The sequence below is a fragment of the Nocardia sienata NBRC 100364 genome (genome assembly GCF_001613205.1).
Taxonomy (GTDB): Bacteria; Actinomycetota; Actinomycetes; order Mycobacteriales; family Mycobacteriaceae; genus Nocardia; species Nocardia sienata.
In genome coordinates, this window is sequence record NZ_BDBX01000051.1 from 1 (window position 1) to 21451 (window position 21451).

At 68.8% G+C, this 21451-nt stretch carries 18 protein-coding genes; 12 read left to right on the forward strand and 6 right to left on the reverse strand.

Annotated features, from left to right (window positions below; genetic code table 11):
* Positions 1 to 56 precede the first annotated feature (56 nt).
* From NS4_RS24840 to kstR, 6 genes are all read right to left on the reverse strand, one after another.
* The gene (locus NS4_RS24840; RefSeq protein ID WP_063061920.1) at positions 57 to 1226 is read right to left on the reverse strand and encodes an acyl-CoA dehydrogenase family protein; all 1170 of its coding nucleotides are present in this window, start codon (positions 1224 to 1226) and stop codon (positions 57 to 59) included.
* A gap of 81 nt (positions 1227 to 1307) precedes the next feature.
* Entirely contained in the window at positions 1308 to 2174 is an 867-nt protein-coding gene (locus NS4_RS24845; protein WP_063061921.1) for a metal ABC transporter permease, read from the reverse strand.
* Positions 2175 to 3149: a metal ABC transporter ATP-binding protein gene (locus tag NS4_RS24850; RefSeq protein ID WP_084487687.1), complete on the reverse strand. Its 975-nt coding sequence runs from the start codon at positions 3147 to 3149 to the stop codon at positions 2175 to 2177. It abuts the gene before it with no gap.
* A 27-nt stretch (positions 3150 to 3176) separates the two neighbouring features.
* Positions 3177 to 4067, reverse strand: coding sequence for a metal ABC transporter solute-binding protein, Zn/Mn family (locus NS4_RS24855; RefSeq protein ID WP_063061922.1), 891 nt, complete (start codon positions 4065 to 4067; stop codon positions 3177 to 3179).
* Between the two features lie 179 nt (positions 4068 to 4246).
* On the reverse strand, positions 4247 to 6799 hold the full coding sequence (otsB, locus tag NS4_RS24860; protein ID WP_063061923.1) for a trehalose-phosphatase: 2553 nt from the start codon (positions 6797 to 6799) through the stop codon (positions 4247 to 4249).
* Between the two features lie 299 nt (positions 6800 to 7098).
* Positions 7099 to 7743 carry a cholesterol catabolism transcriptional regulator KstR gene (kstR, locus tag NS4_RS24865; protein ID WP_030524112.1) on the reverse strand — a complete coding sequence of 215 codons (645 nt, stop codon included), beginning with the start codon at positions 7741 to 7743 and terminating at the stop codon, positions 7099 to 7101.
* Between the two features lie 141 nt (positions 7744 to 7884).
* Here kstR and NS4_RS24870 point away from each other — a divergent pair, with 141 nt between their 5' ends.
* The 12 genes from NS4_RS24870 (at position 7885) to NS4_RS24925 (ending at position 21428) form a co-directional block, all read left to right on the forward strand.
* On the forward strand, positions 7885 to 10065 hold the full coding sequence (locus NS4_RS24870; RefSeq protein WP_063061924.1) for an acyl-CoA dehydrogenase family protein: 2181 nt from the start codon (positions 7885 to 7887) through the stop codon (positions 10063 to 10065).
* 26 nt (positions 10066 to 10091) lie between these two features.
* Positions 10092 to 11150 (forward strand): acyl-CoA dehydrogenase family protein, encoded by a 1059-nt coding sequence (locus tag NS4_RS24875; protein WP_063061925.1) that lies wholly within the window; start codon positions 10092 to 10094, stop codon positions 11148 to 11150.
* The gene (locus NS4_RS24880) at positions 11141 to 12310 is read left to right on the forward strand and encodes an acyl-CoA dehydrogenase family protein (RefSeq protein ID WP_063061926.1); all 1170 of its coding nucleotides are present in this window, start codon (positions 11141 to 11143) and stop codon (positions 12308 to 12310) included. Before NS4_RS24875 ends, NS4_RS24880 begins: the two co-directional genes overlap by 10 nt.
* 84 nt (positions 12311 to 12394) lie before the next feature.
* Positions 12395 to 13333 (forward strand): bifunctional MaoC family dehydratase N-terminal/OB-fold nucleic acid binding domain-containing protein, encoded by a 939-nt coding sequence (locus NS4_RS24885; protein WP_063061927.1) that lies wholly within the window; start codon positions 12395 to 12397, stop codon positions 13331 to 13333.
* A complete protein-coding gene (locus NS4_RS24890; RefSeq protein WP_063061928.1) occupies positions 13330 to 13755 on the forward strand; it encodes a MaoC family dehydratase in 426 nt (141 codons plus the stop codon). Before NS4_RS24885 ends, NS4_RS24890 begins: the two co-directional genes overlap by 4 nt.
* Before the next feature lie 49 nt (positions 13756 to 13804).
* Positions 13805 to 14998 (forward strand): lipid-transfer protein, encoded by a 1194-nt coding sequence (locus NS4_RS24895; RefSeq protein ID WP_063061929.1) that lies wholly within the window; start codon positions 13805 to 13807, stop codon positions 14996 to 14998.
* 334 nt (positions 14999 to 15332) lie between these two features.
* Positions 15333 to 16367, forward strand: a complete 1035-nt coding sequence (locus NS4_RS24900) for a DUF4129 domain-containing protein (RefSeq protein ID WP_245665692.1) — start codon at positions 15333 to 15335, stop codon at positions 16365 to 16367.
* Positions 16364 to 16858 (forward strand): hypothetical protein, encoded by a 495-nt coding sequence (locus NS4_RS24905; RefSeq protein ID WP_063061930.1) that lies wholly within the window; start codon positions 16364 to 16366, stop codon positions 16856 to 16858. Before NS4_RS24900 ends, NS4_RS24905 begins: the two co-directional genes overlap by 4 nt.
* A gap of 28 nt (positions 16859 to 16886) precedes the next feature.
* Positions 16887 to 17849 (forward strand): AAA family ATPase, encoded by a 963-nt coding sequence (locus NS4_RS24910; protein WP_063035368.1) that lies wholly within the window; start codon positions 16887 to 16889, stop codon positions 17847 to 17849.
* Positions 17846 to 19120, forward strand: coding sequence for a DUF58 domain-containing protein (locus tag NS4_RS24915; RefSeq protein ID WP_063061931.1), 1275 nt, complete (start codon positions 17846 to 17848; stop codon positions 19118 to 19120). Before NS4_RS24910 ends, NS4_RS24915 begins: the two co-directional genes overlap by 4 nt.
* The gene (locus NS4_RS24920; protein ID WP_063061932.1) at positions 19117 to 19608 is read left to right on the forward strand and encodes a hypothetical protein; all 492 of its coding nucleotides are present in this window, start codon (positions 19117 to 19119) and stop codon (positions 19606 to 19608) included. The genes NS4_RS24915 and NS4_RS24920 overlap by 4 nt, the downstream gene beginning before the upstream one ends.
* A 119-nt stretch (positions 19609 to 19727) precedes the next feature.
* Positions 19728 to 21428, forward strand: a complete 1701-nt coding sequence (locus NS4_RS24925; RefSeq protein ID WP_169811811.1) for an FAD-dependent monooxygenase — start codon at positions 19728 to 19730, stop codon at positions 21426 to 21428.
* The last annotated feature ends 23 nt before the right edge of the window (positions 21429 to 21451 follow it).

Below are 21451 nucleotides of genomic sequence, written 5' to 3' on the forward strand. Positions count from 1 at the left end.
GGACCGAGGGGGCCTCGACCACGCGGCGCCGCAGGCGCCGCAAATAAACACAACAATTACCGCAGTACTTTGCGGCTGATGGCGTATTTGTGGACCTCGGTGGGGCCGTCGTAGAGGCGGAAGGGGCGCATATCGCGGAAGATCATCTCGACCACCGTCTCGTCGCTGACGCCGATGCCGCCCAGAATCTGGACGCAGCGGTCGGCGACCTTGAACAGTTCCTCGGAGACGAACGATTTCGCCATCGAGCTCTCGTGGCGGGCCTTCTCGCCCTGGTCCATTAGCCAGCAGGTGTGCCAGATGGTCAACCGGCACTGGTGCAGCGCGATCTCGTTGTCGGCGATCATGAACGAGACGCCCTGGTGTTCGCCGAGGGTTTTGCCGAAGGCGGTGCGGGTTTTGGCGTGGTCGATGGCGATGCTCTGGGCGCGTTCGGCGGCGCCGAGCCAGCGCATGCAGTGGGTGAGGCGGGCGGGGGCCAGGCGCAGCTGGGCGTAGCGCAGGGCCTGGCCGGCTTCGCCGAGCAGCGCCGACTTCGGGAGGGTGAGGTTGTCGAAGCGGACCACGCAGTGCCCGGCCACGTAGTTGCGGTCCATGGTGTTCATGGTGCGTTCGATGACAATGCCCGGTTGGTCGCCGTCGGTGAGGAAGAGGGTGGGGCCGGCGGGGAGGTGGGGGTTGTCGCCGAGCAGCGCCATGATGATCCAGGTTTTGGCGCCGTTGGCACCGGTGATCAGCCATTTGCGGCCTTCGATGACGAAATTCTCGCCGTCGAAGGTGGCGGTGGTGGCGAGCTGTCCGGGATCGGAGCCGGCGCCGTCGGGTTCGGTCATGGCGAACACCGAGCGCTGGTGCCCGTCGATGACCGGCTGGAGATAGCGCTCGGTCTGTTCCTGGTTCGCGATCTTGGAGAGCAGGAACATATTGCCCTCGTCCGGAGCGGCACAGTTCATGGCGACCGGGCCCAGCGTCGACCAGCCGGCGGCTTCGTAGAGCACGGCCTGCTCTACATGGGTGAGGCCGCGCCCACCGAGCGCGGTGGGAGCCTGGATGGTCAGCAGTTTCTCGGCGCGGGCGAGTTCCACGAGTTCCTGGCGGAGTTCGTCGGTGGGGCCGTGAGAGGTGAGTCGTGGGTCGCGCTCGTAAGGCACGATCTTGTCTGCGACGAATGCGCGGACCCGGTCACGTTCGGCGGCGAGCTCGGCGGGAATCGTGAAGTCGATCATATGGTCACCTTCGTCCGGGGGCGTTGGAATCGAGCATACGAAACCCGGCCACCCGGACTGAAGGCACCTGCCCGCAGGTTCTCAGCGGACCCGGGCGACCTGTCGTTGCCGCGCACCGATCACCCGGCAGACCAGGTAGATCACGAACGAGATCGTGGTGACGAAGGTGGAGACCGGCGCTCCCGGCGCCAGCGACAGCAGGATGCCGCCCACCGCGGAGATCTCCGCGAAGACAACCGCCAGCACGGTGGCTCGCACCGGATCGGCGGTCAGCTGCGCGGCCGCGGCAGCCGGTGTGATCAGCAGTGCGAGCACCAGCAGAGCGCCGACGATCTGGACACCGAAGGCCGCCGTGATTCCGAGCATCACCGCGAACAGGATGGACAGTGCCCGCACCGGCACACCCCGGGCCACCGCGACCTCCGGGTCGGTGCTGGCGAACAGCAGCGGGCGGTACACCAGGGCAAGTACGGCAAGGACCGCGGCGGTACAGGTGGCCAGCAGTGTCAGCCCGCCGAACCCGACGCTCACGACCTGCCCGGTCAGCAACGAGAATTTCGATCCCGCGCGTTCGGGACCGAGCCACAGGAACAGCACCGACAGGCCGAGCCCGAACGACAAGACCACGGCGATCACCGAATCGCGTTCCCTGGCGCGGGTGCCGAGCACACCGAACAGCACGGCCGCCACCACCGAACCGGCGATCGCCCCGAGCCCGACGCCCGCGCCGACCAGCAGCGCGGCGGCCGCACCGGTCAGCGAGAGCTCGCTCGTGCCGTGTACCGCGAACGACATCTGCCGGCTGATGATCAGCGGGCCGATCACCCCGGCGAGCAGCCCGAGCAGGGCCGCCGCGACGAGAGCCTGCTGCACGAAGTCGTAGCCGAGCAGGTGTGCGGTGGTCTGGATGTCGAAGATCTCGCCCAGTACATCGGAGAGCTTGTCCATCTATCCGTTCGCCTGTCCCGCTCGCTGGGTGAATTCGGCCAGGGGGTCACCGACGTGCGGGGTCCCGGGATCGCCGTGGCAGTGGGCGCCGGCAGTGCCGAGGGCGTCCATGGTGTCGCCGGTGCCGACCACCACCAGCCTGCCCCGGACGCGCAGCACATCGACCTCGGTCTGGTAGAGCTCCGAGAGCACCGCGGAGGTCATGACCTCGTCCGGTGTGCCGATCCGGAATTTGCCGCCGACCAGATAGAGCACGCGGTCCACCAGCGGCAGGATCGGGTTGATCTCGTGGGTGACGAACAGTACCGATGTGCCGTGGCGGCGCCGCCGGGCGTCGATCAGCCCGGAGACCAGCTGCTGGCTGGCCAGGTCGAGGCTGAGCAGTGGTTCGTCGCACAGCAGTACCGCGGGATCGCCGACCAGTGCCTGCGCCACCCGTAACCGCTGCTGTTCGCCGCCGGACATGCTCTCCAGCGGGGCCTTCGCGAACCTCTCCGCGCCGACATCGGCGATCGCGGCGGTGACCTTGCGACGGCGCTCTGCCCGCGCTCGCAGACCGAGCCCCCAGCGGTGTCCGTCCACGCCGAGACCGACCAGATCGACACCGCGTAACTGCACACCCGCGTCGATGGTGCGTTGCTGCGGTATGTATCCGATATCCGGGTGTCCGGCGCGGGGCGCGGCTCCGGCGATCCGGGCGCTGCCCGAACTCAGGGCGAGCTGGCCGAGCAGGACGCGGAGCAGAGAAGTCTTTCCGGAGCCGTTGGGCCCGAGCACGGCGATGAACTCGCCGCGGGCGACGCTGAGGTCCAGTTCCCGCCACAGCACGCGGTCGCCGAATGTCAGGGTGGCCGATTCGAGCCGCACAGCAGGCTCCGGCGCGGGCCGAGCGGAGTCGTCGAAACGCCGGGCCGCGAGGCTGCCGTTACCGGCCGGGGTGGCGCGCTGCGCCGTCGAGGCGGTATCGCTGCTCATATCGAACCATCCGTTCCTCGGGTGCCGTCAGCCGATCGCGTCGGCCAGCGCCTGGGCGTTCTGCGTCTGCCACGTTACGAAATCCGTCCCGGACGGCAGGGTTTCGGTCACCTCCACCACCGGGATACCGGCGGCGACGGCGGCATCGCGCAGATCCCGGCCCACCTTGTCCTCGGTCTGCACGTTGTAGACCAGGACGGCGACCCGCTTGCCGGTGATCAGGTCGCGGGTGGCGGCGACCGCCGCGGGCGAGGGATCGGTCTCCTGCTCGATCGCCTCCTGGTACTCGCGGGGCGTTCGGTCGACGGTACCGGCATCCTGCAACAGGTAGTACGCCAGCGGTTCGGTCTGCAGGACCGTGGTGCCGGGGTGGTCGGCCGCGACGCGATCGGTGCTCGCACCGACCTGTGCCAGCCGGTCGGTGAACCGCGCCGCCCGGTCGGTGTAGCCCTGGGCGTGCGCGGGATCGATCTCGGCGAGCCGGTCACGGATCTGGCCGGCGACCAGGGCAACCGTTTCCATGTCGTACCAGACGTGCTCGTTCGAATCGTCCCGGATGGCCTCGTCCCGGGCCGAGACCGCCTCGACGGTGGGCTTGCCCCGGCCTTCGATGGCCTTCGCGACGAACTCGTCGTAGTGGCCCCCGTTGTACACCACCAGATCGGCATCGCTGAGCTGCGCGGATTCCGTGGCCGATGTCTCATGCGAATGCGGGTCGGCGGAGGGATCGGAGATTATCGCGGAGACTTCGGCGTCGGGCCCCGCTACGGTGCTCGCGATATCGGCCCAGACGTTGGTCGAGGCCACCACCGACGGCTTACCGGAATCGGAGCCGGCCCCGCCGCAGGCGGTGAGTGCCGCGGCAGCCGCCACCCCCACGGCGATGATCAGAGCGCTACGGGCATAGTGAGGTGACACGGCGAATACCTACCAGAGTTAATGGAAATCGTTTCCGTTTTACTTTAGCAGCACCGGTGACAGGGTCTGAACCGACCGCCCAGTTCCAACGGTTCCTATCCGCATCGACCACCCCACACCCACGAAAACGGCGGGCCGCAGAGTGCGCCCCGCCGTCTCCGCTCATCGAGCGATCGAACCTATTTCCCCAGTAGCTGTGCGCAACGCAGCAGACCCAGGTGGCTGTAGGCCTGGGGGTGGTTGCCCAGGGACCGTTCGGCGACCGGGTCGTATTCCTCGCTGAGCAGCCCGGTGGGTCCGGCCACATCCACCAGTTGCGCGAACAGTGCTTCGGCGTCGGACCGTTTGCCGATCAGCAGGTAGGCCTCCACCAGCCAGGCGGCGCACAGGTGGAATCCACCTTCGCCGCCGGGCAGGCCGTCGTCGTGGTGGTAGCGGTACACCGTGGATCCGCTGCGCAGTTCGGCTTCGGTGGCCACCACTGTCGCGGCGAATCGCGGGTCGGAGGGGTCGATCAGACCGCTCAGTCCGATGTGCAGGGTCGCCGCGTCGAGATCGGTGCCGTCGTAGGCGGCGGTGTAGGACTGGACTTCGTCGTTCCAGCCCTTGGCCTTGACCTCCGCGGCGATGGTTTCGCGCAGCGGCGCCCAGTCGCTGTCTACGGGACGGTCGAACTTCTCCGCCAGGGTCAGTGCCCGGTCGATCGTGAGCCAGCCCATCACCTTCGAGTAGACGTGGTGGCGGGGGTTACCGCGGATTTCCCAGATGCCGTGGTCGGGTTCGGTCCAGCGGCGCTGCACCGCCGAGACCATGGCGTGTACGAGTTCCCAGTCGGCGTCGGGAAGTACCTTGCGCGGATCGGTGGTGCCCTGCTTCTCCCGGGCGTGGGCCAGGCTGGTGATGAGGTCCACGATCGGGCCGAAGACGTCCAGCTGGACCTGCATATTGGCCGCGTTGCCCACGCGCACCGGCCGGGAGCCGGCGTAGCCGGGCAGCTGGTCGATCACGGCCTCCGGCGGCAGGGTTTCGCCGTAGATCGTGTACAGCGGGTGCAGGCGTTCGGGACCGGGCAGGGTTTCCAACACCCGGTGCACCCATTCCAAATACTGTTCGGCTTCACCCAGCGACCCCAGCGAGACCAGGGCGCTGGCGGTGAGCGCGGCATCGCGTAGCCAGCAGTAGCGGTAGTCCCAGTTGCGGACGCCGCCGATATCCTCGGGCAGCGAGGTGGTGGCCGCGGCCAGGATCGATCCGGACGGGGCGTGCACCAGTCCGCGCAGGGTGAGCGCGGACCGTTTCATCAGATCGGGTTTGAGGGCGGGCAGATCCAGGGTCGCCGCCCATTCTTTCCAGTACAGCTCGGCGATCCGCCGCCGCTCTTCCTCGCTGGTGTCGGCCGGGGCCAGATCGTTCGTGCCGCAACGCAGCTCGAGGACGATGGGACCCTCGGACGGGTCCACGACCGCGGTGGCCGAATCGTGCGCGCCGTCGTTGTGGATCTGCCACTGCACCCCGGGGGCGCGCAGCACGACCGGATCATTGGTACCCCAGACCCGCAGGCCGTCGGTCTCCACCTGGATGGACACCGGAACCTGGCCGAATTCCGGGCGCGGGGCGAAGGTGATCTCGGCGGGAGCCGTACCGGTGATCACCCGGGTGAGATCGGTGCGGTCGGGGTCGACGTCATGCGGAAGATAGTCGGTGACCTGCAGTTTCGCCCAGCGGGTCTCGACGGTCATGGTGCCGTCGACGTACCGCTGGGACAGGGGCAGGCCCGGCCGCTGCGGGCTGATGGAGAAGTGCCCGGCGTCCATACCACCCAGCAGGTGGGCGAAGACGGCGGCCGAATCCGGCTCCGGGTGGCAGAACCAGGTGACGGTGGCATCGGGGGTGACCAGTGCGACCGAACGCGGGCTGGCCATCATGGTCAGCCGTTCGATCCGGGGCGCACTGGCGCCGGCCAGCCAGGTGCGGCGTTCCTCGAGCAGGAAGGCCAGCGCGTGCGAGACCGCTTCGGTGCTGTCGACCCGGTATTTGGCCAGCGATTCGCCCTCGCCGACCTTGATGCCGATATCGGGCCCGGTCAGCGCGCGGAACGCTTTCTCGTCGGTGACGTCGTCACCGAAGAACACTGCCGCCGACGCGCTCTCCTGGTGGCGGACCGTGCTGAGGGCCGAACCCTTGTCGGTCGGCACCACGGCCAGTTCGATCACGGCTTTACCCTCGGTGACCTGCACGCCGACCCAGCAGGCCGGACCCTGGCGGGCCTGGCCGAGGGCGCGGCGGCCGATCTCGGGGGTGGCGTTGCGCACGTGTAGCGCGACGCTGGCGGGTTTGGTCTCCACCGTGACGCCCGGATGGTCCGCGGCGATCTTGTTGAGGGCGGTCACCACCTCTCGCAGCAACTGCCTGGCGTCACTGTCGATGGCGTGCACGAAACCCACGTCGAATTCCGAGCCGTGGCTGCCGATCAACTGCACTTCGACCGGTAGCCGGGAGAGTGCGGCGAGGTCACGCAGCGCTCTGCCGGATATGACCGCGGCCGTGGTGCCGGACAGACCGGCCAGCGCGCGTAATGCCCGCACGGATTCCCCGTGCGGGTACGCCTTGGCCGGATCGGAGACGATGGGAGCGAGTGTCCCGTCGTAGTCCGATGCGACGAGCAGCCGAGGTACGCGCGCGACCGTCGACAGCGCTCGGCGGAGTTCCAGTGGCAGATCCTGTGCGCTCACACATCCAACCTATTGATCGGAGTTTTCGTTAAGAGGGGGCGCGCATGACAATACTGTGTCATGTCCGCCGATCCGATTCGGTGGGAAGTGTGGGCGGGTGCCCCCGGCTCGACGTGCGGGTGAACGCGCGCCCGGTGTCGTTCCGACCCGAAATCCGCAGGGCGAGCTCACCGGCGCCGGTGGGGGATCGCGAGGTTTTTCCGGCTCGCGCGACCCCGCAGCGAACGCTCGGATACCGCCGCGCCCCATCGCTGTCGGTGAATCACCGGCGGCGGCCACCGGGCGTGGCGGCGCGGGTCTCAGGAGCGCTGACCGAGCAGGAGATCGACGGTCAGCTCGAGCCGTTCGGAGACATCGGTGGCGGAGGCGCGGCGGGTGAGCCAGGCGACCAGATTCGACAGCCATACATCGCTGATGACGCGGGCGATGGCGAGCTGGCGGTCGGTGGGTTCGCCGTCGTTCATGGCCCGGGCGAAAACCCGGTCCATCACCTTGCCGACCCGGTCCACCTCGGCGGCGGCCGAGGCGTCGGCGAACATGAACGCGCGGGTCATGGCTTCGGTGAGCAGCGGGTCGCGCTGCATCATCCGGGTGATCTGGGAGAGCAGCGCGTGCATCCGCTCCTCCGGCGACTGACCCGCCAGCGGTTTGCGTTTGCCCTCGAACTGCTCGAACTCCCGGGCCAGCGCCGAGACCAGCAGGTGCACCTTGGACGGGAAATACCGGTACAGGGTGCCGACCGCGACGTCGGCGCGTTCGGCGACCGCGCGCATCTGCACCGCGTCGTAGCCGCCCTTGGAGGCGAGCGCGAGGGTGGCGTCCAGGATCCGCTTGCGGCGTTCCCGCTGCGCGGCGGAGCTCAGTTCGTCCTCCCGCAGCGTGGTGACGGGGGCGGCTGTCGCCGCACCCGGATCGCCGGGCTGGGAACGGGAGGGGCTGGCCATGGAGGGGACTTCCTTTCCGTGACGTGTCGCGGACGTTAGCGCGTGCGGCGATGCGGTAGGCGCATGTCTTGACTTCCGCCCGCCGTGGATATTAGAACATGTTCTAGGTGTGGGAGTCACGCCGGAAAGGCGGTATGGACTGTGACCATCGCCACCACTGACGAGCATAAAGCCGTTCAACAGTCGATGAGCGGGTGGGCAGCAGCGGCGCAACCGATTGCAACAATGCGGGCCGACGCGACCGACTTCTGGCGTACGTACTGGGCAACACTGACCGACCTCGGAATCTTCCGGGTGGCGGTGGCGGAGGAGGCGGGCGGCGCGGGCGGATCGGTCTCCGATCTGGCCGTATTCATCGAACAGGCGGCACACGACATGGTCGGCGGCCCGCTGCTGACCACGGCGGTCGCCGGGCTGGTGACCGCCGGGCGGCTGCCGGAGGAGCAGCCCTGCGGGATCGCGCTGGACACGGTCGCCGGGGACGAGACCGCGCCCGGTGGCGGGCCGGCGGTGCCGGTCTTCGACGGTGCCGGAACGCTCAGCGGTAGCTGGGAATCGGTACTCGGCGCCGCGCCCGGAACCGCGGTGCTGCTGCCGGTGGACACCGCGGACGGCCGGCGCTGGTGCCTGCTCGGCCCGGATACGCCCGGACTGCAGCTCGAAGCCCTGGAACCGCTCGACCTGACCACTCCGCTGGCCCGGGTCCGCTGCACCGAGGTCCGGGTCGACCCGGACGCGGTGTTCACCCCCGACTACGCGGTGGAAGACCTGCTGGTCGCGCTGGTCGTGGCCGAGCTCGCCGGCGTGACCGGCTGGTGTCTGACGACCGCGGTCGACTACGCGAAGGTCCGCGAGCAGTTCGGGCGGCAGATCGGGTCATTCCAGGCGGTCAAACACATCTGCGCGTGGATGCTGTGCCGCACCGAACTCATCCGGTCGGTGGCCGCCGACGCGGCCGCCGCGGTGGACTCCGGCGGCGCCGAACTGCCGATCGCGGCCGCCATCGCCGCCGCCATCAGCCTGGACGCCGCGGTGGACACCGCGAAGGACTGCATCCAGGTACTGGGCGGGATCGGCTTCACCTGGGAACACGACGCCCACCTGTACCTGCGCCGGGCGACCGCGCTGCGGCAGCTGCTGGGCGGCGCGTCGTACTGGCGGGCCCGCGTCACCGAGCTGACCCGGGCCGGTAAACGCCGCACCACCGGTGCCGACCGGGTCTTCGCCGACGCGGCGCTGGCCGGTGGTGAGGCCGATACCGAGGTGGCCACCGACGAACTCGCCGCCGAGGTGGCGCGGATCGCCGCGCTGCCGGCCGCGCAACAGCGCGGGGCACTGGCCGACGCGGGGCTGATCATGCCGCACTGGCCGCAGCCCTACGGCCGTGGCGCCGATCCGATGACCGGACTGGTGATCTCGGAGGAGCTGCGCCGGGCCGGGCTGACCGTTCCCGACCTCACCATCGGCGGCTGGGCGATCCCGACCCTGCTGCAGCACGGCACTCCCGAGCAGATCGAACGGTTCGCCTGGCCGACCCTGCACGGTGAGGTGGTGTGGTGCCAGCTGTTCAGCGAACCGGGGGCCGGTTCGGATCTGGCCGCTCTGCGCACCACCGCCGAACGCACCGAGGGCGGTTGGGTGCTCAACGGTCAGAAGGTGTGGACCTCACTGGCCAAGGAGGCGAACTGGGCCATCTGCCTGGCGCGCACCGACGCGAGCGCGCCCAAGCACAAGGGCATCAGCTATTTCCTGGTCGATATGCGCAGTGCCGGTATCGATATCCGGCCGCTGGTGCAGATCACCGGTGAGGCCCGGTTCAGCGAGGTCTTCCTGGACGGGGTGTTCGTGCCCGACGACTGCGTCGTCGGCGCGCTGGGCAACGGCTGGAAGATCGCCCGCTCCACACTCTCGGCCGAACGGGTCGCGATGAGTGGTAACGGGATCGGACCGGCGCTCGAGGAACTGATCGCCAAACTGCCGGCGACCGGACGCGGGGCGGAGCTGCTGAACGACCGGCTGGGCGGTTTCGTCGCCGACGCCATCGCCGGGCTGCTGCTGGAGCAGCGCGCGGCGGTCCGGATACTGGCCGGCGCCGACCCCGGCGCGCAGAGCAGTGTGCGCAAACTCGTGGGCGTGCGGCACCGGCAGGCGGTCGCCGAGTTCGCCGTCGAGGTGGCCGGCCCGGCCGGCGCGCGGACCACCGAGGACACCTCGGAATTCCTGCTCACCCGCTGTCTGTCGATCGCGGGCGGAACCGAGCAGATCCTGTTGACCGTGGCAGCCGAGCGGATTCTGGGACTACCCCGCGACGCGGCCGGCTAGTTCGTGCGACGACTGGAGAGCAGAACGTGGACTTCACCCGAGACGAGGCTCAAGAGGCGGTGGCCGAGGTCGTCGTCGGACTACTGGAGCGGGAGGCGGCGCGCGACGCCGGACTCTGGCCCAAGATAGCGGCTACGGGGCTGCTGTCGGTGGCATTACCGGAACGGTTCGGTGGCGACGATATGGGCATCGACGCCGTATCGGTGCTGCTGACCGAGCTGGCCACCGATGCCGTGGCCACCCCGGCGCTGCCCACCCTGGGTTTCGGCGTGCTGCCGTTGCTGGGGGCGGCGCCCGAGGCGGTGGCCGCGGAGGTGTTCCCGGCGGTCGCCGAAGGCGCGGTGCTGACCGCGGCGATCAGCGAACCCGGCGCGCCCCTGACCACCGAACCCACCACCAAGGCCGAAGTGACCGGCGACAAGGTCCGCATCACCGGGTACAAGGTGGCGGTGCCGTGTGCCGATCAGGCGCGCTGGCTGCTGGTGACCACGGATTCCGGGGTCGCGGTGGTCGATGCGGAGGCCCCGGGTCTGTCCCTGACCCCTTCGGCCGTATCCGGCGAACTCGCCGAATTCTCGGTGAAACTGGATGGAGTCGAGGTGCCCGCCGACCGGCTGCTGCCGGACGCGGGCCCGCGGCTGCACCGGTTCGCGCTCGCCGCCATCGGCGCGGCAGCCGACGGTTTGCTCTCGGGCGCGGTGAAATTGACCGCCGCCCATGTGGGCACGCGGCAGCAGTTCAACCGGCCGCTCGCCGAGTTCCAAGCGGTGGCCCAGCAGATCGCCGACCTCTATGTGGTGTCCCGCACGCTGCACGTGGCCGCGGTCTCGGCGAATTGGGCTCTAGGACAGGATGATTCGAGTCCGGAGCGGCAGCAGCGGATCGACGACGATCTGAACGTCCTCGCCTACACTGTGGCCGCGGAACTTCCGCGTGCCATGCAGAAATGTCACCACCTGCACGGCGGTATCGGAGTGGATGTCACCCACTCGATGCATCGCTACTACTCACAGTCCAAGGACCTCGCCCGCTGGCTGGGCGGCGCCGCGTTGCGGCTCGAACGATTGGGGGCAGGGTGTTCATAGATCTGACCAGCGAACAGCGCAAACTTCGCGACGACCTGCGCGCCTACTTCGGCGATCTCGTCACACCGGAGGAATCCGCCGCCATGGCGGTCAACCGGCACGGCGACGCCTACCGCGAGGTGGTGCGCCGGATGGGCCGCGACGGCTGGCTGGGTGTCGGCTGGCCCAAGGAGTACGGCGGCCAGGGTTTCGGCCCGGTCGAACAGCAGATCTTCTTCAACGAGGCCTCCCGGGCCGATGTCCCGCTGCCGCTGGTCACCCTGCTGACCGTCGGCCCGACGCTGCAGCAGTTCGGCACGCAGGAGCAGAAGGAGAAGTTCCTGCCCGGCATCCTCGCCGGGGAGATCCATTTCGCCATCGGATACTCCGAGCCGGAGGCCGGTACCGATCTGGCTGCCCTGCGGACCAGTGCCACCCGCGACGATTCGGGCGACTGGATAGTCAACGGTCAGAAGATCTTCACCACCGGCGCGCACGAGGCCGACTACATCTGGCTGGCCTGCCGTACCGGTCCGGTGGCCGACCGGCACCGCGCGATCACCATCCTGATCGCGGATACGTTGGATCCGGGCTATTCGTGGACCCCGATCATCACCGCCGACGGCGCCCATCACACCAACGCCACCTATTTCGACGGCGTGAAAGTTCCGGCGAACATGCTGGTCGGCGAGGAGAACAAGGGCTGGCGCCTGATCACCACCCAGCTCAATCACGAACGGGTGAGCCTGGGGCCGTCGGGCAAGATCGAACAGCTCTACGACCGGGTCCGCGATTGGGCGCGGCCCCGTGGGGTGCTCGACCATCCCGACGCGCGCGCGTCGCTCGGGCGCATCCATGCCATGACCCGGCTCAACGAACTGCTGAACTGGCAGGTGGCGGCCACGGCCGACGATCCCGACATCGATCCGTCGCAGGTCATCGCGGATGCCTCGGCGACCAAGATCTTCTCCACCGAATCGCTGCAGGAGGCGGGCCGGCTGGCCGAGGAGATCATCGGCCGGTTCGGTGACCCGGCCGAACCCGCGACCGCCGAGCTGATGACCTGGCTCGACCGGCGGACGAAGCAGAATCTGGTGGTGACCTTCGGCGGCGGCGTCAACGAGGTGATGCGCGAACTCGTCGCCTCCGCGGGCCTGAAACTGCCCCGCGTACCCCGCTGATTCGATGAGCCCGGCCGCGGCCCGCCGCTCCCGCAGCCGGCCGGCGGGCGCACCCCCTCGAACCACCCGACCCTAAGGAGCAGCGTGCCGGACACAAGTACTCCGGAAGCGATCATCGCCGCCGCGGAGCGGATCAAGGCGGCCGGGGCCAGCGCGCCGCGGCCCGGCCGCGACCCGGTGAACCAGCCGATGATCAACAACTGGGTGGAGGCGCTGGGCGACAGCAACCCCGTCTATGTCGACGAGGCGGCCGCGAAGGCGGCCGGTTTCGACGGGATCGTGGCCCCGCCCGCCATGGCCCAGGTGTGGACCATGCTGGGTCTGGGTGGCCGCCGTCCGTCCGACGATCCGATGGAGGCCACCAACGCGCTGCTCGATTCGGCCGGGTACACCTCGGTGGTCGGTACCAATTGCGAGCAGATCTACCACCGCTATCTGCGGCCCGGCGAAGAGGTGAGCATCACCAGCGCGCTGGACAGCATCAAGGGCCCGAAACGTACCGGGCTGGGCGAGGGGTTCTTCTTGACCTACCGCACCAGCTGGTACGTCGGCGATGAGCTCGTCACCGAGATGCTGTTCCGCATCCTGAAGTTCGCCCCGGGTGCGGCCGCCGCCCCGGAACCGGCACCCGCCGAACGGGTGCGGCCGCTGGTCTCCCACGACACCGAATTCTTCTGGGAGGGTACGAAAGCCGGCGAGTTGCGGATCCAGAAGCTCCCCGACGGGAGCCTGCGGCATCCCCCGATCCCGGCCATCTGGCAGGACAAGACCGAACCGGTCGACTACGTGGTGTCCTCCGGTAAAGGCACGGTGTTCAGCTATGTCGTGCACCACGCGCCGAAGGTCCCGGGCCGCGAGTTGCCGTTCGTGGTCGCGCTGGTGGAACTCGACGAGGGGGTGCGGATGCTGGGCGAACTGCGCGGTGTCGAACCCGATCAGGTCGAGGTCGGGCTGGCGGTCGCGGCCGGTTTCGAGAAGCTCGACGACGATACGGTGCTGCCGTTCTGGAAGGTGACCGCATGACCACCACATTCGACCCCGCCGCGGTCCGGGTCGGGACCGAACTGCCCGAACTGTCGATCCACGCCGATCCGACCTTCGTCATCAGCACCGCGCTGGCCACCCGGGATTTCCAGGACGTGCACCACGATCGGGACAAGGCGATCGAACGCGGTTCGAAGGATATTTTCGTCAACATCCTCACCGATACCGGTCTGGTGCAGCGGTTCGTGACCGACTGGTCGGGTCCGAGCACGGTCGTGAAATCCATCGCGTTGCGGCTCGGGGTGCCGCTGTACGCGTACGACACCCTGACCCTCACCGGCAAGGTCGTCGAACTCGACGGCGAGGACGTCCGGCTGGAGGTCGTCGGCAAGGACAGTCTGGGCGATCACATCGTCGCGACGGTGGTCGCGACCGTACCGGGTGCCGGAGGCGGGGCGTGAGCGCAGCCACGACGCACGATCGGTGTCCAGCCCGCGGAATGAGGAACGCATGAGTACTTCGCAACATCCCCTGTCCGGCCGGGCCGCGATCGCCGGGATCGGCGCCACCGACTTCTCCAAGGAGTCCGGTCGCAGCGAACTGCGGCTGGCCGCCGAGGCGGTGACCGCCGCCCTGGCCGACGCCGGGCTCACCCCGGCCGATGTCGACGGCCTGACCACCTTCACGATGGATACCAACCTGCAGGTCGCGGTCGCGCGGGCGGTCGGCATTCCGCAGTTGAAGTTCTTCAGCCATATCGGGTACGGCGGCGGCGCGGCCTGCGCGACCGTGCAGCAGGCGGCGATGGCCGTGGCGACCGGCGTCGCCGATGTGGTCGTGGCGTATCGGGCGTTCAACGAACGGTCGGTCTCCAGGTTCGGGCAGTTCTCCACCTCGCTGGCGGCCGCGCCTACATCCTCGGGTATCGACGCCGGCTGGTCCTATCCGCACGGTCTCGGCACGCCCGCCGCGCAGGTGGCGATGGTCGCCCGGCGGTACATGCACGTCTACGGCGCCACCTCAGCCGATTTCGGCCGGGTCGCGGTGGCCGACCGCAGACACGCGGCGGTGAACCCGAACGCGTTCTTCTACAACAAGCCGATAACCCTGGAGGATCACCAGAATTCGCGCTGGATCGCCGAACCGCTGCATCTGCTGGACTGCTGTCAGGAATCCGACGGCGGCGTGGCGATCGTGGTGACCAGTGTGGAGCGGGCGCGGGACCTGCCGAACCCCGCGGCCGTGATCACCGCCGCGGCGCAGGGCAGCGGCGCCGATCAGTATGTGATGACCAGCTACTACCGCGACGCCTTGACCGGGCTGCCGGAAATGGGCCTGGTCGGCGACCAGCTGTGGGAGCAGAGCGGTTTGCGGCCCGCCGATATGCAGGCCGCAATTCTGTACGACCACTTCACCCCCTTCGTCCTCATGCAGTTGGAGGAACTCGGTTTCTGCCCGCGCGGTGAAGCGAAGGATTTCATTGCCGACGGGGCTATCGAAATCGGCGGAAAACTCCCGATCAATACCCACGGCGGGCAGTTGGGGGAGGCGTATATCCATGGCATGAACGGCATCGCCGAGGGAGTGCGCCAGTTGCGGGGGACCTCGGTGAATCAGGTCGGCGACGTGGAGAACATCCTGGTCACCGCCGGGACCGGGGTGCCGACCTCGGGGCTGGTACTGAGCGCGGACCGGACCGCGTAATCGGACCGTTCCCGGTTGCGCTGTCAACCGTGATAGACAACCGCAGCGCCGCGTCCGGTGCTCCGTTCGTGGCGCGGCGTCGGTTCGACGTCCGAGCTGAGCGGTTGGATTCGGAAATCGGAAATCGGTCACCGTGTCTTCTGCGAGGTTGTGAGTATTCACAGCGGGGAACAAGATATAACTGTCGATCCCGCAATGGGCAGTACGTTTGCCGGCAAGGGGCTGATAAACGTGAAAAACTCGTCATTCCATATTGCCGATTCGCTCCCGGACCAGCCGTCCGGCATGTAAGCATGTGGCTGTTCTTGGCAGTGAGCAGGTTCGAGGTATCGGGTTGGCCGGGTCGCGGGCGCTGATCGCGCGCATTGTGGCGGTGTTCGCGCTGTTGTTCTGTGCTGTCATCGCGCTGCGCGGACATATCCCGGGCATGCCGGACAGCAGCGGTTCGGGAGGCAGCACGCCCTCGGCTCTCACCGTGGCGCTGATGCCGGTGCTGCTCACCGTCTCGATCGTGGTGCTGCTGGCCGGGGTGATCGCCTCCCAGCACCGGCTTCCGCTGGCTCTGCCCGACCTCCATTCCGATACCGAGTCGCACTGGCGGCTGGGCCGCGTCGGTCTGGCCGTGCTGTTCCTGCTGGCCCTCGTCGGTGTCCTCGCGGCGATCGTGTTCGCCGTCTACTTCATCGGGTTCCAGCGCGTCGCCGAACCGGTTCCGGCCACCCCGCCCGGTTCCCCCGCCCCGCAGCATCCCGCGACGCCGCCCGGGACCGAGGAGGGCCAGCCGGTCCTGACCGGCACCGGATTGTTCCTGGCCACGGCGGCCGCGAGCACGCTGGTGGCGGTGGCCGTAACCGGTCTGGTCGTCGTCACCGTGAACACCCAGCGGAGCGAGCATGCCGACGAACCCGACGACGAGTCGCCGGCCGCCGGGGACCTGCCCACGACCGATACCGAGACCCTGGTCAAAGCCGCCGAGATGGGGTTGGCCGCCATGAACGCGGCCGGTCAGGACCCGCGCGCCGCGATCATCGCCTGCTATCTGGCGATGGAACGCGGCCTGGTCTACGCGCGCGGTCTGGCCCCGCTGGCCTCCGACACACCCATGGAAGTGCTGGCGCGGGCGTTCGAGCACGGGGCCCTGCACGAGGCGTCGGCCCGCGAACTGGTCGCGCTGTTCGAAGAGGCGCGGTTCAGCCCGCACTCCATGTTGTCCTGGCAGCGGATGCGGGCCGAACAGCTGTTGCGCGTGGCGCTCTCCGACCTGCAGAGCACCCCGGACCCGGCCGTATCGGCCGCCCCGGATCCCGGCGGTTATCCGCCCGCCCTACCACCGCATACCGGTGTGCCGAGCGGGGTGGGACCGAGATGAGCAGACCCTGGATCGTCGTGGCCGCGATCGTCGCGGTCGCGGGTCTCGAGGTGGCCGCGTGCCTGCGGGCCCGGGAATTCGTACTGATCGCGGCCGGGGTGCCGGTCGCGATCGCGCTGTGCTGCTTCGTCTGGGTGCTGCTGCGCCCGGAGAAGAAGGAAAAAGAACTCGCCGACGAGATGGAGAACGGGCCCGCCGAAATGCTGCGCCACTGGCATGCCCGGGCCGAAATGCTCGTCGACCGCGCCGAAGGTAGCCGCGCCGACTGGGATCGGCATCTGCGGCCGCTGCTGGCCAAGGAGTTCCAACTGTCCGCCGGTCTGCGGGTCAGCAAGAATCGGCGGGCGCTGGAAAGTGCCGGGATCCATCTGTTCGGTGCCGAACTGTGGCGCTGGGTGGACCCGGCCGATTCGGCGCTGCGTGACCAGAACACGCCCGCGCCGGGACGCGCGGCTCTGGACGAGATCCTGAGCCGCCTTCAGAGAATGTGAAACGGGTCGACCCATTGCGAGAAAACACATGACGATGCCCTTGGACGCGACCGTCCAACGCACCGAAGCCGTGCTCCGGGAGGTTTCCCGGGTGGTGGTCGGCAAACGCGAAGAGCTACAGCTCATCATGATCGCGATCCTGTCCGGCGGGCATGTGCTCATCGAGGATCTGCCCGGACTGGGCAAAACATTGATCGCGCGGTCGTTCGCGGCCGCCCTCGGCCTGGACTTCACCCGGGTGCAGTTCACCCCCGACCTGCTGCCCGCGGATCTGCTCGGCTCCACGATCTACGACATGTCCACCGGACGTTTCACGTTCCGGCGGGGCCCGGTTTTCACCCATATGCTGCTCGCCGACGAGGTGAACCGGACCCCGCCGAAAACCCAGGCGGCGCTGCTGGAGGCGATGGCCGAGGGACAGGTCAGCATCGACGGTGAGACCTTCCCGCTGCCTCAGCCGTTCATCGTGCTCGCCACCGACAACCCCATCGAATACGAGGGCACCTACCCGCTGCCCGAGGCGCAGCTGGACCGGTTCGCCATCCAGTTGCGCCTGGGTTACCTGTCCGAGCAGGACGAGACCCAGATGATCCGCCGCCGTCTCGAACGCGGCGCGGTGCCGCCGCAGGTGGGCCAGGTGGTCGACGCCAAAGGCCTGCTGGAGATGCGGCACTCGGTGGAGTTCGTCTCGGTGCACCCGGACGTGGTGGGCTATGTGGTGGCGCTGGCGAGCGCTACCCGGGCCCACGCGCAGGTCGAGGTCGGCGCGAGTCCGCGCTCGGAACTGGATCTTGTGCAGATGGCCCGCGCCCGGGCCCTGCTGAACGGCCGTGATTTCGTGGTCCCCGAGGATGTGAAAGCACTGGCGATCCCGGCCATGGCGCACCGGATCACCCTGCGGCCGGAGATGTGGGTGCGGCGCATCCGCGGCGAGGATGTGATCAGCGAACTGCTTCGCCGCCTGCCGGTTCCCCGCGCCGCCACGCCATGAGACACCGCGACGCCAGTGCCACGGTGGAGGCCCGCCTCCGCTGGCGTCCCGCCCCGCTGACCTACCTGCTCGCCATCGCCTCGGCTGTCGCGCTGCTGGTCGCGGTGGTGGCGGGCAGCTGGCAGCTGGTCGTGTTCGCCTCGCCCATGCTCGGTGTGCTGGCCAGTGCGCCGTGGCAGGTGTCGCGTACCCGGATCCAGGTGGACGGCGGCGGTACCCAGCGGTGTTTCGAGAACGAGGAGGTCACGGTCACCATCGCCGCCTTCGTCGATCAGGGGCAGGCACTGTTGCGCTGTAAGCCGGTCGTGGTCGACGGGATGACGGTGACGGTGGAGGAGTCCGCCGATTCCGGGACGGCACCGGCCGGGCTGCGGCTGACCGTGTCTGCGACGCGGTGGGGTCGCTATCCGATTCAGGTGCGGGTCAAGGCATTGAGCCCGGCCGGGATGGCACTGGCCACCGCGACCCTGCCCGCCGGGGAGATCTACGTCTACCCGATCACCGATCCGCAGCGGATGCGATTGCCGCGCACCGAACTTCCCGAACGGCTCGGTGTGCACCTCACCCGCCGGCACGGACCGGGCGTGGAGTACGCCGATATCCGCGCCTACGCCCCCGGCGATCAGCTGCGCATCGTGAACTGGCCGGTGAGTGCCCGCCGTGGCCGCCTGTACGTGACCGAACGTCTGACCAACCGTTCCGCCGACGTCGTCGTCCTGGTGGACACCTCCCAGCAGGCGCCCGGGCCGGCCAGTGACGCGCTGGAACTGTCGGTGCGCGGGGCGGCGCAGGTGGTGCAGTCCACGCTTCAGGCCGGCGACCGCACCGCCGTCGTCTGCCTGGGGCAGTCGCCGCGCTGGCTGCGTCCCGATATCGGCCGCCGGCAGTTCTATCGCATCGTCGACACCGTGCTCGACGTCGGCGACGAGTACATCCCCACCACCGGCACGCTGGCGCCCTACGCCGCGGTCCCGCTCGGCGCGATCATCGTCGCGTTCACCACCCTGCTGGACACCCAGTTCGCTCTCGCACTGATCGACCTGCGCAAACGCGGCCATGTGGTGGTGGCGGTGGATGTGTTGCGCGGCAGCCCGTTCGCCGGCGATCTGGACCCCACCATGGAGAAGATGTGGCAGCTCGAACGGATGTCGATGTACCGCGATATGAGCACGGTCGGGGTGGATATCGTCCCGTGGGCCGCTGACACCCGCCTCGACCAGACCATGCGCCTGCTGCCGCGACACCGCCGGATGGTCCGGGTGCGCCGATGATCAAATTCCTGGCGCATCTGTCCGGCACGCTGCTGGTGCTGTTGGTCGCCCTGATCCAGCCGTGGGCGGCCCCGGCCGCGATCGTGCTGGTGGTGGTCGGCTGGTGGTGGCGCTGGGCGGCGGTCGGCGCGGTTCTGCTGGTGATCGGGGTCCTGGCACTCTCCGATACCGGTCTGGTCGCGGCGGCCGCGGCAGGACTGGTGGCGACCACCTACCTGCTGAATATCGCGACCGTCACTGCGCCGCGCGGGGTCGTTCCGACCACCTTGCCATCGGTGGTGGGGGCGGTCCTGTGGACGGCGGCGGCCGGTTCGGCCGCGCTGCTTCCGATCGAACTGGAATGGGCACCGGTCATCGCTCCGGTGCTGGTGATCCTGTTGTCGTCGATCCTCACCTACAGCATCACCACGGCCCGCCGACGGCCTCCGGCAGCGGTGCACCCCGGCGCGGGCACAAAAGATACGGGGACAGATCGCATGGATTCGTGAAGTGGTTCGACCCCCGCCCCTTTCAAGATATAGCCGACCCTGGGGCTTGCGGCAAGGCCCGGGAGGTGCCGCATACTCGCTGGCCGAGCCCACAAACGTGGGACAGAGAGGGTTACGAGGTGCGAGAGCAGTCGTCGGCGAACAGATACGAGGGCGGAGCCACGGGGCAGCGGCCGGCGGTGGAGGCCGAGGTCGTCATCGTGGGTGCGGGCCCGACCGGCCTGATGCTGGCCGCCGAACTGAGTCTGGCGGGGGTGCGGCCGCTGCTCTTGGAGAAGTATCCGCGGCCCCGGGCCACGCAGAAGGCCCAGGGTCTGGGCGGGCAGATCCTGCAGGTGCTGCACTATCGCGGGCTGCTGGAGCGGGTCGAAGCGGCCGTGACCGCCCCCGCGCCGCCGCCCCGCTACCCCTTCGGGGGAGTGCACGTGGACCTCACCGGCATGGTGGACCCTCCGTTGCGCGGGCTGCCGCTGCCGCAGACGCGGCTGGAGGAGTTGCTCGCCGAGCGGGTGAATGAGCTCGGTGCGGATATCCGCCGGGGACATGAGGTGGTCGGGGTGCGTCAGGACGACACCTCGGTGACGGCGGAGGTGTCCGGGCCGGACGGGCCGTACCGGATCACCGCGCGCTATCTCGTCGGCTGCGACGGCGGGCGCAGCCGGATCCGGGAAATGGCCGGTATCGCGTTCACCGGCACCACGTATCCCGAGGTGAACCGGGTATGCCAGGTCACCGTGCCGGATTCGGTGATCCGCCTCGACAACGGCGATCTCGAAGTTCCGGGCATCGGCCGGATCACCACCGGCTTCACCCGCACCGCACACGGTGCCTTCGGATACGGGTCACCGACCCCGGACATGCTGATGTTCTCGACCACCGAGGACCAGTCCACCGATATCGCCGACGACGAGCCGATGACCCTGACCGAATTCCGGGACAGCGTGCGCCGGGTGCTCGGCATCGAGATACCGTTGGGCGAACCGCTGCGGCTGGCACGCTTCACCTTCAAGGACCGCCACGCCGAGACCTATCGGGCCGGCCGAATCCTGGTGGCAGGCGACGCCGCCCATCTACTGCCCGCAACCGGGTCGGGGCTCAACACCGGGCTGCTCGACGCGGTGAACCTCGGCTGGAAACTCGCCGCCGACATCCACGGCTGGGCCCCACCCGGACTGATCGACAGTTACCACGCGGAACGCCATTACGCGGGGGCTCGTGCCCTGCGGCAGACCCGCGCACAGGTGGCGTTGCGGCGCGGACTCGACCCGGCCGCGGAGGCGCTGCGGGAGGTGGTTTCCGAACTACTCGGTGACGAACAGTCCGCCCGCCGGGTAGCCGGCTTCATCGCGGGCACCGATGTGCGCTACGACCTGCCCAACCCGAACCACCACCCGTTGACCGGTGCATTCGCCCCGGACCTCGCCCTGCGCACCGACCGCGATACGACCACCGTCGCCGACCTGCTGCACTCCGCACGGCCGGTCCTGCTGGTTCTCGCCGACCGAGCCGAAGTACGTGAGGTCGCCCGGGAGTGGCAGGACCGCGTCGATATCCGGACAGTCACCACCGACGACCTTCCCGCCGACGCGCTTCTGATCCGTCCGGACGCCCACATCGCGTGGGCCGCGGCGGTCGGCGAAGCGGCCGATATCGCGGCGGACGGGCTACGTGCGGCGCTGACCGGCTGGTTCGGTGAGCCGTGTGAATCGCCGGCGCTCGCTGCTGAGCCAGGCGCTCGAGGGGTAGGTGCTCTCCACCCGCCGGTCGAGGTATCTGCGGGTGGAGGCCGCTACTCACCCCTGGACATTGTCCCCCGTTAGCAGTTCAGGGCCGGGGGCACGTC

Excerpts from the sequence above, each read along its gene's own strand:
- NS4_RS24840 (WP_063061920.1), bottom strand. The coding sequence starts at position 1,226 with ATGATCGACTTCACGATTCCCGCCGAGCTCGCCGCCGAACGTGACCGG.
- NS4_RS24845 (WP_063061921.1), bottom strand. The coding sequence starts at position 2,174 with ATGGACAAGCTCTCCGATGTACTGGGCGAGATCTTCGACATCCAGACC.
- NS4_RS24850 (WP_084487687.1), bottom strand. The coding sequence starts at position 3,149 with ATGAGCAGCGATACCGCCTCGACGGCGCAGCGCGCCACCCCGGCCGGT.
- kstR (WP_030524112.1), bottom strand. The coding sequence starts at position 7,743 with ATGGCCAGCCCCTCCCGTTCCCAGCCCGGCGATCCGGGTGCGGCGACA.
- NS4_RS24890 (WP_063061928.1), top strand. The coding sequence starts at position 13,330 with ATGACCACCACATTCGACCCCGCCGCGGTCCGGGTCGGGACCGAACTG.
- NS4_RS24895 (WP_063061929.1), top strand. The coding sequence starts at position 13,805 with ATGAGTACTTCGCAACATCCCCTGTCCGGCCGGGCCGCGATCGCCGGG.
- NS4_RS24905 (WP_063061930.1), top strand. The coding sequence starts at position 16,364 with ATGAGCAGACCCTGGATCGTCGTGGCCGCGATCGTCGCGGTCGCGGGT.
- NS4_RS24910 (WP_063035368.1), top strand. The coding sequence starts at position 16,887 with ATGACGATGCCCTTGGACGCGACCGTCCAACGCACCGAAGCCGTGCTC.
- NS4_RS24915 (WP_063061931.1), top strand. The coding sequence starts at position 17,846 with ATGAGACACCGCGACGCCAGTGCCACGGTGGAGGCCCGCCTCCGCTGG.
- NS4_RS24920 (WP_063061932.1), top strand. The coding sequence starts at position 19,117 with ATGATCAAATTCCTGGCGCATCTGTCCGGCACGCTGCTGGTGCTGTTG.